Genomic DNA, 12,947 nt, shown 5'->3' with positions numbered 1-12,947 from the left:
TTCGTTTAATAAGTCACTTGTTTACCATCCCGGATTCTGATAGAACTCCGGATACAAGGTCACGTCAGACAATTTCAGAGGCAACCAGTAATGCTTCTCCGTGAAATTACGCGTCACGATTACCCGATATGTATAGCCGCTTACAGCTGTTTCCTGAGGGTTCTCGGCAAGGTCGCCTACCCGTTGGAAATCGACAGCAGTCTTTTCGGTATAAGGTTTCTTGTCGATAAGCAACCAGCGACGCAAGTCAGTGAAACGGTGTCCTTCGTATGCAAGTTCTACCGCACGTTCGCGGCGAATCTCACTGTTGAACAGATCGATTGAACCGGTATATTTGGCATTGACACCTTCTACTCTCGCACGTTTGCGGATGGTGTTGACTGCGGCCAGTGCCGTAAGTGTACAGTTGGTTGACTTTCCTGTAGACGAGCCGGTAGCATTTGCCGCAGCTTCAGCATACATCAGATAAATGTCTGCCAGACGCATATAGCTGCAATAGATATGCATCTGCGGACTCCATCCCCAGCCATCATCCCATTTATTGGCTGTCACCGGAATAAACTTGCCAAGCAGGAATCCGGTACGGCTTCCGAACTGGTCGTCACGGGCGTTTCCGCCTGTGTAGAGGGATGCAACGGCTAAGTCACCGACCTCCTCCGAATCTTTTTTTGCATCAGATACCATAGGCGAACCGTCGAAGCGAATATCATGATAGAAACGTGGGTCGCGTCCTTTCCAAGGATGAGTCTTGTCCCACTTGGATTCCTGGTCGTCGAGCGGCAATCCATTTGCCATACCGTAATAGTGTACATAGTTGGCTGTGGGCGAGAGTTGCGGATTGTTATCTTTCTTATAGCTGGCAGGCACAAACTGAAGAGCTAAACCAAAAGTTGAGTTTTGCCAGCCATCTGCCACCAATCCTCTGAACAATGCTTCTGTAGAACCCGGCATTTGGGCATTCTTTCCGTATGTGTAGAAGAGGTCGGAATAGTCCTCAAAGTCCACCAAGCTATATTGCGTCTGTCGGTTCTCTACCAGCGTAAGCAACTCCCCGAACGCTTCGGCAGCCTTCCGGCAATATTCCTGATTGTAGGATTCACTTCCTGTGGACACCTTGTTCATCAACGGACTTCCTGCCCACAAGTAGTTTTTACCTAAATAGCCCAGTGCCATGATTTTGTTGATGCGCAGTTGGTTGTATCCTTTCGTGCTCGGGCTGATAGATGTCTTGTCCCAATCAATAGGCAGCAGATCGGCAGCCATCCGGAAATCATCGGCAGCCTTGTCGGCACATTCGTGATAGCTGAGTCGCGGCTCGTTGAATGTTTCGTTGGGAGGCAACACCTTATCTATATAAGGCAATCCGCCGAAATATTGTATCAGCATGAAATGAAACCACCCGCGGAAGAAATAAAGCTGTCCGGCAATGGCGTTCTTCTGTTCCTGCGTTGCATCGGTAAGCAGGTCCAGATTTGCTAATCCCGTATTACATTTACGGATTCCGTACCAAGAAGCGGGCCACAAGTCGCGGTTCCATCTGAATCCGTCGTTCGGAGTAGTAAAGTCCAGATTCAGAGTTCTGCAATCCATAAATCCGGCCCCCCAGCCGTCGTGTTCAGCCTGCCACCCCCAAAAGTCGCCTTGGTCCACTTTATAGCCCATGTGATAATTGCAGTCTACACCAATCACTTCGTCTTCACCCCAGTTCCAAGAGTTTGACCAGTATTGTTTGGCCATGTCGGGAATACAAGCATAAAGCTCTTCTACAAATCCCTGAAAATTGTGGAAGTCCTTAAAGGCATTTTCCGGAGTGACATCCGATTCGGGTGCCTTGTCCAGATAGTCGGTACACGAAGCAGTCGTACCCGTCAATCCGAGACTCAAACAAGCCATTACAGCATATTTTATAATGTATTTTTTCATAATTCGATGATGTTTTAAAGGTCAAATTTAATACCCAGATTGAAACGACGTACAGTAGGATAAGCACCTTGCGAAGCCAATCCCGTACCTGCAAAGTTCGATTCGCGGTCATCCGGCATACGCGACCATACCCAAAGGTTGTTTCCGTTCAGGAATATTTTAAATCTGTTCAATCCAATTTTCTTTACCCAAGGTTGTGTAAAAGTGTAAGCCACTTCAGCATTCTTCAGACGAATAAACGAACCGTCGTAATGGAAGCGAGTACCTTCATAATAACTCGGAGTAGAATTGATACGAGGCATGGGAGCATCTGCATCAAAACGATCTTTCGACCAGAATACTCCTTCGTCGAATACAGTATTCACGTTATTGTGCAAGGAAGTAAAACCCACATAACGGTTGACGTTGGTCACTCCATAGAACTGTACAAAGCAGCTGAATCCCTTGTAATCGAATCCGATAGTAGCGTTGTACGTATTTTCGGGAGTACCCGTATAGCCGTAAGGAGCGCTGTCGTTGGCATCTATCACGCCATCACCATTATAGTCCATAGTGATATACTGTCCGGGCAATTTCTGATCGTTCATCGTATTGTGTGTAGGCATGGCGAATACTTCGTCCCACGTGTTGGCAAATCCTGCCGTAAGATGAGCGTGGTCTTGTCCGATGGCAAATCCTTCCGACTTCTGGTATGCGGGACGCAACACAGGGTCATCGTATTTGAGAATCTTGTTTTCAGCATGAGTCATATTGAAGTTACCCCACAGACGAAGACCGTTGTTCAATGTTTTATTTACACGAAGTTCCAATTCGTATCCTTTCGTACGCACGCGTCCTAAGTTGGCAGCCGGGGCGGAAATTCCTAAATAACCGGGAGTGGCACGTTTGTCGCCGGCTACAAGAATGTCCGAACGCTTGTCATAGAAAAATTCCAAACTACCGGCAAGCAAACCATCGAAGAAAGCGTAATCAACACCGATATTCTGCTTCAAAGCTGTTTCCCAATGTACATCGGGATTACCTACCGTAGCTTCCTTGTACCAAGTGTAAGGAGACTCGGTTCGATTGTTCAAACCGTGGAAAGACTTACCTCCGTAAGCCCACTGTGTAGCATATAGAAAACGAATACCAAGATTATCGTCACCTACCTCACCGATAGAATAACGTACTTTCAACATATCTACCCACTTACGGAGAGGCTTGAAGAATCTTTCTTCGCTTATCATCCAGCCCAACGCACCTGAGTTAAACAACTCGAAACGATAGTCGGGACTAAACTTCTCGGAACCGTTGTATGCACCGTTGTATTCCAAGAAATAACGGTTGCCATAACTATAAGTGGCGCGGAACGCCCAGTCTTCACGATAGTGAGGGAATTCGCTACCAGTGCTTCGTTCGGTACGGTTGAACACTCCCATGGCGCTGACATCGTGGTCACCGAACTTGCCGCTCCATGACAATTGTCCTTGATAAAAAAGATTGCGTTGAGTAGACCAGTCCCGCACAGCACCACCTGCTGTAGACCACAAGATACCTTCCTGAAAATCGAGTCCGGTTTTAGAGTCGGTTTGCGCGTTGCTATAATGCACCTCGCCTGTTTCCGGATCTATCCATTTGGTCTGCGTCCCGTGATTCAAGTCATTGACACCACGACCGGCTTCCACAAACACGTTGTCCCACGAAATCATGGCACTTGCACGTAATCCTTTTACGAGGAAACTCAAATCCTGTTCCAATACAAAGTCAGTATTGACGCGGGTAGTAGTAAGCATTTCATAGCCTGCATTGGCGAGATTCAACACAGAGTTCGGCGCACCTTGCGAATTGGGCTTGTAGTATCCCCACGTACCGTCGGAATAACGGGGCAAGAAAGCGTCTGACGGAGAACTGTAGGCAGCCTGCCACAACTGCGAGGCACCAAATGAATCGTCGGCAACTCCCCACGGTGATTTCTTCACACCGTAAGAACCGAAAATATTGGCTTTCAATACGGTAGTTTTGGTAATCTTGAAGTCCAAATTACTACGTGCATTAATACGGTTGAATCCGTAACCTGCCTGATAACCACGGTTATTGTCCCATTCGCGGAACAAGTCACCTTCATGCAGAAAGTCTACCGCAGCGAAATATTTGACGTGGCGTGTACCACCCGACAGGTTGATGCTCGGATTGTATGACATGGCATAATCTTTGAAAAGCTCTTTCTGCCAGTCAACGTTCGGATAACGTTCGGCCTCTTCCAAATTAGCAGGATGGCGATATTTGTCAATCGTCTCCATCGGCAATATTTTATTCCAAGAAGCAGGATTCAAGCCTAACTCATATTCGGCAGCCTGATTACGCACATACAACGCATCCGCCGACTCCATTCTTCCCGGCAGAGCAGAAACCACTTTAGCCGTCATGTTCATACTTACGTCAATCTTGGCCCGACCTTCGTTACCGCGCTTAGTGGTTACAAGAATGACACCATTGGCACCCTTCACACCATAAACAGCAGTTGCCGACGCATCCTTCAATACAGATATAGACTGTACAGAACTCATGTCCACACTGCTCATCGGACGTTCGATACCGTCCACAAGGATAAGCGGTTCGCTATTATTCCACGAGCTAACGCTACGAATTACAATTTTCGGGTCTTCGTCACCCGGCATACCAGTAGAGGCAGAAGTCACCACACCCGGCAAATTACCCGTCAATGCCGCACCCACATTCGACACACCACCTGCACGCTGTAATGTCTCACCAGTGGTTTGTGCAATAGCACCTACCACAGACGCTTTCTTTTGTTGTCCGTAACCCACCACAACCACTTCTTCCAGTTGCTTGGTGTCATCTTCCAATGTTACTTTAATAAGACCTTTAGAAACCACTTTTACTTCCTGCGGTTTCATTCCTACATACGAAACAATAAGGACAGACTTCTCACCGGGCACAGTCAATACAAAATTGCCATCTATATCTGTGATTGTACCTATTGAACTATTACCTTTTAAAGTTACTGAGGCTCCAATGATTGTCTCACCATTACTGTCAAGAACCGTTCCCCTCACCGTTATCCCTTTCTGTGCTGATGCTGTTACAAAACTAAACAACATAAGGAGAAACAGGTAAGGAATTTTTTGAATTTTCTTCGTTACATTTTTCATTACCATTAGTTTAAGATGTTAATTAACTACATTGTTTTCTAATCATCATTCTTTTTTAATTGCATTAGCTATCATTATAAATATCACCCATAGTTGCTAGTATTAGATTTATATAAAAAAAATAATTATTTGCAAGTAGCGTATAATCCAATTGTAGTACCGGTAAATCCACCAGCCGTTGTAGTAGAGAGATAACTGGAATCTACATCTTTACAAAGCAGTTTCCAGTTTTTTTCACCATCAATAGAATAATAGAAGTCGTAACCAATTCCTTGAGATACTAATTTCAAATATACCTCATTTGTATCTGCGTCTATTTCATCTGAAGCCAATGTCTGTTCCTTTTCACCGATTTGTTTCAGAGAAATATTTTTATTCTCACCCACTTTATTCAAGCAGAAGAAATATTGATGCGCCTCATCTTTAAACAATAACATTCCGGCTGTTTCCTTATCGTTAGAAGGATTGAACAACATACGGGTAGCACATTCAAATTTATGATGTTGTAACCGACGACAGACAAATGCCGGAGTTTTCTTTTCCGTAGCGCTAATATCTGCACACTTCAAGGTCAGGTATCCGGGCGTTTCCGTCAATGAATATAAATCGGAAGCAGAAGCTCTTAAAGTCATCCATGGCATATCAAGTACAGGAGAATCAAAGTTCGCTATTAACTCGAAATTACCATAAGTAACTGTCGTATCGCGTTTCGCACCTTCACGTTTTACAATCATAGGTACTAAATCATCTCCTTGTGTCATGTACGGGAATCCGTCTTCACTCCATTTCACCGGCATCATAAATGTTTCACGTCCCAAATTCTCAAACTGATTATTAATAGGGCGACAAGCCAGAAAAACAGCCCACCAATCTCTCTCTTTTGTTTGAATCAGGTCTGCATGACCAGCACAGGTTACCGAATTAGGACGGTCAGAATTCAAATGTCTTTGCGTCAGAATCGGATTGTTTTTCCATGGAAGAAACTTACCCATCGGAGAATCACCACGGAAAATCACTTCCGAATGCCAGTTTCCCGTTCCACCTTCGGCGGACATCAAGAAGTACTTTCCATTTATCTTATATAAATGAGGACCTTCTATCCAAATTGGTTTGTCTGCCGGTTGAGCTCCTTTGTTTACAAGAATTTTACGGGGACCGATCGTCTTATCTGTTTTCACATCAAACTCTTGTATGCGTATAGTACGGTGTCCGCTATATTCAGGTTTATTATCCGGAGCCTCATCATTATTAACAATATATGCCTTACCATCTTCATCAAAAAAGAAAGAAGGATCAATACCTCCGACCTCCGGCAACATGATGGGTTCCGACCATTCACCAAACGGGTCTTGCGTCTTAACAAAGAAATTTCCGGCTCCGACATTGGTTGTTACCATATAATATGTCTTGTTATACGGATTATAAGAAATAGCCGGAGCAAAAATACCGCCACTCACTTTCTGTCCTTCCATATTCACTAATTGCGAAGCACGGTTCAACACATGCCCTATCTGTTTCCAATTCACCAAGTCTTTGCTGTGAAAAATAGGAATACCGGGGAAATAAGTGAATGTAGATGTTACCAGGAAATAATCACCTTCTCCATTTGTACAAACACTAGGATCAGAATACCATCCCGGCAAAATAGGATTATAGAAATAGTCTTCACCTGACAGAGGATTGGAAATATAAAAATCATCATTTCCCTTATAAGAAAAATAATCAAAGAGGGCCACAGATTTTCCAATAGCCGGTAATTGTTGTTCCTTCTTTGAGCTACATGACATCATTGTTATCCCCAGCATAAATATGGAGAGCCAGACGATTGACATTAATTGTATTACCTGTGTATTCTTCATAATACTTCTTATTTTCTTTATAATCAAATATGAATTACTGATCTTTTCTGCAAAGATATGCCAGTTCATAAAACTACAAACATAATTATGTTACGGGCTTCTTTTCCTAAATAACATCTTCATTTTCAATGTTACATCTATCTTTTCCCTTGTAGCACACCCAAACAATTGCACTGATTATAAACACATTACAATCTTATTTTTTTTTGAATAAAAGCTATTCAAATTCCCAATAATCCAGATTGAAAAGTTTGTTTCCTTTCTCTCCTTTAAAGCAGAAATAAAGATCATGTACACCCTTTGCATTCTTTATCCGACATGACATCTGTTTATATATATCCAGTCCTCCTGTCGGTGATATACTGACACTACCTATTACCGGCCCTTCAGTGCTATCCAGACGAATTTCTATCATTCCGCCTTTTTCAACACAAGCTGCGCTTACACTGAATTTCTTTGCTCCTTTCTTGCCAAAGTCGACACCACGCACACACAGATATTCATTATTATCGATATCGGTTATATACAAACCACCATTCTCATGATTTCCAGTTTTAAGACCATATCCCCAAGCCATCGTTTCAGCTTCCACTCTACGGTAAGGATTAAAGTTTTCAATCTGTTCCAGTTTCGTCTCCTGCCAATAAGGAACTTCCTGAATAGTTCCATCCGGATTATAATGCATTTTTGCAACAGACGTGGAACGACGTTCCTTATGATCCAATGTTTCCAAATGAAGCAAATCATAATTTAGGCCAAATACATAAGAGCTACCTTTATAATCGATAATTCCAGGATGATTTCCTCTACTCCGCTCTGTTGGACGCATAATATATCCTTTTGTACTCCATGGTCCGGTAGCTTTTTCGCTCATAGCATAGCCAATCCCTTCCGGACAACAAGTTGAAGCGAAAGCCATGTAATAATGCCCGTTCCGTTTATACACCCACGGACCTTCCTGGTAATGTTCCGGTTTATTTTCCACTTGTACAATTTCCCCCGAATATGAAATCATATCCTCATTCAGTTTCACATAATAAACATTCGGATTGCCCCAATACATATACGCTTGTCCGTCATCATCAATAAATACGGTCGGGTCAATGTCGTACCAATGCTCCTTCTGCCAAACCAACGGTTTGTTCAAAGGGTCTTTAAAAGGGCCGTAAGGAGAGTCGGATACCAATACGCCAATACCATTACCGTGAATCGGACAATACATATAAAATTTGCCATTACGTTCGATGACTTGTTCTGCCCAAGCACCGTTATCACGTTTCACCCAATCAAAACTCTTCAGAGAAGCGACAGCTCCATGATCGGTCCAATTGACCATATCGGTGGAAGTATAAAGTAACCAGTCCAACATTTTGAATCCTTCGGCATCATCCTCATCATGAGTTGTATAAAGGAAAACGGTATCATTATATACCATCGGAGCCGGATCAGCGGTATATTTTGTCTGGATAATAGGATTTTGTGCCACCCCCGAAGTGGCAGCAGTCATTGCCAACAAAAACGACACGCCTAAAAATTTTAAGTTTCTCATATTCTTTTATTTTAAATGGTTATCTGGTTATTAATACTCCACCATTACAAGGAATAGCCAACTGTAATTCTTGTTTCTTCCCTATTTCTATTTGTTTCACACCGCCCTGCAATGCCTTATCATCACTAAACAGTCTTACCTTTTCTCCATTGGAGAACATCGGCAAATTAACTTTAAGTTTCAGTGTTTCCTTCTGCGCATTTACTCCGGCAATATACCATTTGTCACCATGACGACGGGCAAGAATAACGTATTTACCAGGATAACCGTCAATGAAACGTACTTCGTCCCAAGTCGTTGGAACCTCTTTCATAAAATCAATTGCCCACGACGGAGCATCGGTCAGGTTATTCGGTGCCAAAGCGAAATGCTGTACCGGACTCTGAAATAGCACCGCCGTAGCCAGTGCGTAGACATCTGATGTCACCCGCCGGCTTCCCCGTGGGGCATTATCCGCATTATAATATTTGTTCAATGCACTACCTCCAAAATCCATGCTACCTACCGTGTTACGGATAAACGGATGTAAGGTAGCATTAAAGGCCTCATTATCACAGCTGCCTTGAGAGAAATGAAGATTTTCACTAGCCAATACAGCCTCACTCGATGCGAAGTTAGGATACATACGTTCCCAGCCACGAGGCAAAGTGCATCCATGAAAAATAACCAGAAGGCCGTACTCGTTTGCATCCGACAAGATATCCTCATACAACTGCATAGTCATTTGCTTGTCACCTCCGAAAAAGTCAACTTTTATTCCACGAATGCCAATGCTTTGCATCCATTTCATCTCCTTACGTCTGGCTATCGCATTATCCATGATACTTCTCGGAGTTTGCGGAGCATCATTCCAATACCCATTCGAATTATACCACAAATAAAGAGCTACCCCTTTGTTCTTCCCATATTTAGCCAATTCTTCAATTTTATCACGTCCTATTTGCTTATCCCACAAAGCATCCACCAACACGGACTGATAGCCCATTGCTGCCGAGAAATCAATATACCGGAGTTGCTCTTTATAATTAGTACTTCCATCCATACCGATAATCCAGCTCCATGAACCCCTGCCATACGTATACTCTCCTTTTGCCTGATAAAGCGGTTTTACAACATCAAAAGGAACGGTTGTCTCCACTATTGGAGCCAAAGTCTTGCCCACAGTAATAGTACGCCAAGGCGTCTCGCCCGGCAATGCTATCCCCGGAGAAACTGTACCATTCCCATTTGCTTCACCTTCTTGCGGAAATCCAATGGTATACACCCCTTCTTTGTGTCCCAACAGACGGCTCGCACAATATCCACCATTTACTCCCGTTTCGGAAACAAGCACCCAACCGTTATCTCCATTACGGAACAGACAGGGAAATGTGTATCCTTCTCCCCAGCCATTTTTGCCTGCGACATCATCTGCCGTATAAGACGTCTCATAACTTGGAGAAGTACGGGCAAATCCCCCCATCGGTTTACTTTGCGGACAAAGAAAAGTGATGGTTCCGTCAGGAAACGCAAATCCTGTAGCTTCTTTCTTAATCACGCAACTTAGTGTCTCACCTTGCGGATACATCCTATATTTAAAAGCAACATCGTTATTACTTATGCGGAATATAACATCATAAATTGTTTTCCCTTGTTGCGTAAACGAAAATACAGCTTCATTCGCCACATAATGTACCTTACTCTTTTTAATAGAAGCCAACTCGTATGTTTCATCTATTTTATTTGTTGAAACATTCTTCTCCAGCGACATCCCCGATGAGAAATCTCCTATATTTGCAATCATCCCCAATGGAGATGGTTTCAAAAAGAGAACATTGTCATAACTAACAGAATAAGAGGGCCTTCCATCCATATCTGCGACTGTTACTACCAGCTTTCCATCAGGACTTGTTATCTGTTTATTTTCTGCACTTGCAACGCTACTACCCAATAACATAGCCATTACTATAAAAAACTTCACCATATTTCTACTTTTTAGATTCTTCTCTATTGGCATAATCACACATTCTATTACAATCAAAACTTTACAGAAATAGCCTTTCCATTATAATCGACGTTTTTTTGAGTCCCGTCCTGGAGAGTTACAGTAAACTTACAGTTCTTCAACATTCCCTCATACGCACCTTTTCTTGCTCCTATCGTCAATTTACAAGATGTATTATTCCACGAGATTGGAATTTCCGTATAAACGCCTTTTTCGTAGTTGTAATTATCAAATTCATCTTCATATAAAATGAAGTTTCCATTCGCACCCGCATACACCTTCAGTTCAAGATGATCCCACGGTTTTTCAGTTGCATACTGAACTTGTGGACCGACAGGAATAATACTACCCGCTTTTACATACAATGGAATAACATCAAGTGTAGTCTCTTTGGTAATTTCCTTTCCGCCTTCGTGTTTCTCGTTCGTCCAGAAGTCATACCATAGCGTTCCTGCCGGTAAGTATATGTTAGTAGGTTTCGTTTCCATGAAATCCACAGCAGCGTCAGTTTTTGTTTTTTTCGCTCCATCTCTGTTCCATCCTTCTTCTTCGGAGACTTTTACCACAGCTTCCGGTGTATATTGTGCATGAGTAATCGGAGCCACAAGGATCGATTTTCCAAACATATATTCGTCATTGATATCCCACACCTTTCTGTCATCTACAAAATCCATCATCAAAGCGCGCATAAAACTCGATTGACGATTGCTTACCTCCCAAGAAGTAGAATAAATATAAGGCAACAGAGAGTAACGTAAACCTATCATCTTCTCGATAGCATCATATACAGGCTCGCCTTTCTTTCCGAACTTATAGATTTCCCTATAAACATCCGTCCCGTGCGAACGCATCATCGGATTGAACGTTCCAAACTGCAACCAACGCACATAAAGCTCCTGATACAATGGATTTTTTGAAGCACTATCATCATTCCAGCTTTTATTATAATGTCCTGCAAAAAAGCCACCAATATCACTATTCCAGTGAGGCATACCACACAAAGAAAAGTTTAATCCGGCAGGAATCTGATTTCTAAAACTCTCCCATGTGGAAGCGACATCACCACTCCATACATTTGCACCATAACGTTGCTGCCCCAAGAATCCGGAACGGGTTAAAATAAACACGCGTTTGTCCGAAGTCACTGCACGCTGATGGTCGTAAACCCCTCCGACAGTCATCAACGGATAAGCATTGCGCACCTTACGGAACGAGCCCAGATAGGTTTTGGTATCCATATCCTCCGGCTTCCAATCCAGATGATCGGGTTCGGTAGAGTCCATCCACCAGGCATCCATTCCCAGCTTGAAAATTCCATCATTCAGATATTTCCAATAAATATCACGTGCTTCGGGATTGTAAGCATCATACACCCTTACACCGGAAGGATATTCCATGTTGGGGGGCCATGACTCCAATCCCGATTGCGGCCAGGTAGTGAAGTTAAACAACATACCTTTTTTGTCCAATTCTCTATAAGGTTTGGTCATCGGTCCGAATGACGACCAGATAGATATAGCCATGTGTGCGTTCATCGCATGGACATCCTCCATCATCTTTTGAGGATTATTGAAAGTCGGATTCTGAAAATCCATCGCATTCCACAAATAGTTATGCCCCCAATATTGCCAATCCTGAATAATACCATCCAAAGGAATACCCAATTCACGATATTTACGAACAACGTCTACCACTTCCTCCTGGCTTTTATATCTTTCTTTACTTTGCCAGTAACCATAAGTCCATAAAGGAAACATCGGCGCTTGCCCGGTCAGGTTGCGTACCTGTGCTATAACACCGTCGGCATTTTTCCCATACATGAAGTAATAATCCACACAGTCACCTACTTCAGAACGGAAAGATGTTTCAACTTCGTTATCCGTAAAAAGAGTCGGCGAATAGTTATCCCAAAACACACCATATCCTTTAGTAGACTGGAAGAAAGGTGACACATCTTCAACATTTCCCTGTATCAGATTTTTAGTCATGTTCCGCTGAATCATCTTTCCATTTTGCAATTGTCCCAAACCATAAATGGCTTCCTCCTTATCTAATACAAAAGGTTGATAAACCTGATAAGTTTTTGTCCCGGCATCATCGAAATCGATAAACTGCATACCGGATTTCTCTGCCAATAACGACTTGCCATCCTTTGAGCAATAAGAAACAATTCCCGTTCCGGTGTCCACACTGACACTTAGTTCACTGGTGTTCAATACAATCTTATTATCTTGCATATCAGCCTTGAAATTCACCTTTTCGGGTTTGGCAATTACAGAAAGACTCTGTTTTTCATAGGCAACCCCTTCCGGAGACTTTATTACTCTCGCCACAGCAGGCGCAAAGAATTGTATTTCTATATCCACTGCATTTACAGTGGTTTTGATGCCGGACGATGTTTTCTGATAGTTCTGTGCGAATAAGATATTTGTGCTGAAGCATAAACATATACCCCAAAATAGATGATGTATTTTCATAAT

Annotated in this window: 6 protein-coding genes; all 6 read right to left on the bottom strand. The window is 42.9% G+C overall.

The genetic code is table 11. The features are described from left to right. Nucleotides 1–21: 21 nt before the first annotated feature. The 6 genes from KSX81_RS14490 to KSX81_RS14465 all read right to left on the bottom strand — a co-directional run bounded on the left by KSX81_RS14490 (nt 22) and on the right by KSX81_RS14465 (nt 12,944). Entirely contained in the window at nt 22–1,923 is a 1,902-nt protein-coding gene (locus KSX81_RS14490; protein WP_217725435.1) for a RagB/SusD family nutrient uptake outer membrane protein, read from the bottom strand. A 14-nt stretch (nt 1,924–1,937) separates the two neighbouring features. Further along, entirely contained in the window at nt 1,938–5,081 is a 3,144-nt protein-coding gene (locus tag KSX81_RS14485; protein WP_004309630.1) for a SusC/RagA family TonB-linked outer membrane protein, read from the bottom strand. Nucleotides 5,082–5,200: 119 nt separating this feature from the next. After that, complete coding sequence (locus KSX81_RS14480) at nt 5,201–6,934, bottom strand: glycoside hydrolase family 43 protein (RefSeq protein WP_151923096.1); 1,734 nt, start codon at nt 6,932–6,934, stop codon at nt 5,201–5,203. Nucleotides 6,935–7,151: 217 nt separating this feature from the next. Next, a complete protein-coding gene (locus tag KSX81_RS14475; protein WP_217725436.1) occupies nt 7,152–8,483 on the bottom strand; it encodes a glycoside hydrolase family 43 protein in 1,332 nt (443 codons plus the stop codon). Nucleotides 8,484–8,502: 19 nt separating this feature from the next. Beyond that, the gene (locus KSX81_RS14470) at nt 8,503–10,479 is read right to left on the bottom strand and encodes a glycoside hydrolase family 97 protein (RefSeq protein WP_217725437.1); all 1,977 of its coding nucleotides are present in this window, start codon (nt 10,477–10,479) and stop codon (nt 8,503–8,505) included. 20 nt (nt 10,480–10,499) lie between these two features. Continuing rightward, nucleotides 10,500–12,944 (bottom strand): TIM-barrel domain-containing protein, encoded by a 2,445-nt coding sequence (locus KSX81_RS14465; RefSeq protein WP_118418517.1) that lies wholly within the window; start codon nt 12,942–12,944, stop codon nt 10,500–10,502. Nucleotides 12,945–12,947: the final 3 nt, after the last annotated feature.

Origin of the sequence: Bacteroides sp. MSK.18.37, assembly GCF_019129155.2 — a bacterium.
Taxonomy (GTDB): Bacteria; Bacteroidota; Bacteroidia; order Bacteroidales; family Bacteroidaceae; genus Bacteroides; species Bacteroides ovatus.
This window is presented reverse-complemented; position numbering and strand designations above follow the sequence as displayed.

Excerpts from the sequence above, each read along its gene's own strand:
- KSX81_RS14490 (WP_217725435.1), bottom strand. The coding sequence starts at position 1,923 with ATGAAAAAATACATTATAAAATATGCTGTAATGGCTTGTTTGAGTCTC.
- KSX81_RS14485 (WP_004309630.1), bottom strand. The coding sequence starts at position 5,081 with ATGGTAATGAAAAATGTAACGAAGAAAATTCAAAAAATTCCTTACCTG.
- KSX81_RS14480 (WP_151923096.1), bottom strand. The coding sequence starts at position 6,934 with ATGAAGAATACACAGGTAATACAATTAATGTCAATCGTCTGGCTCTCC.
- KSX81_RS14475 (WP_217725436.1), bottom strand. The coding sequence starts at position 8,483 with ATGAGAAACTTAAAATTTTTAGGCGTGTCGTTTTTGTTGGCAATGACT.
- KSX81_RS14470 (WP_217725437.1), bottom strand. The coding sequence starts at position 10,479 with ATGCCAATAGAGAAGAATCTAAAAAGTAGAAATATGGTGAAGTTTTTT.
- KSX81_RS14465 (WP_118418517.1), bottom strand. The coding sequence starts at position 12,944 with ATGAAAATACATCATCTATTTTGGGGTATATGTTTATGCTTCAGCACA.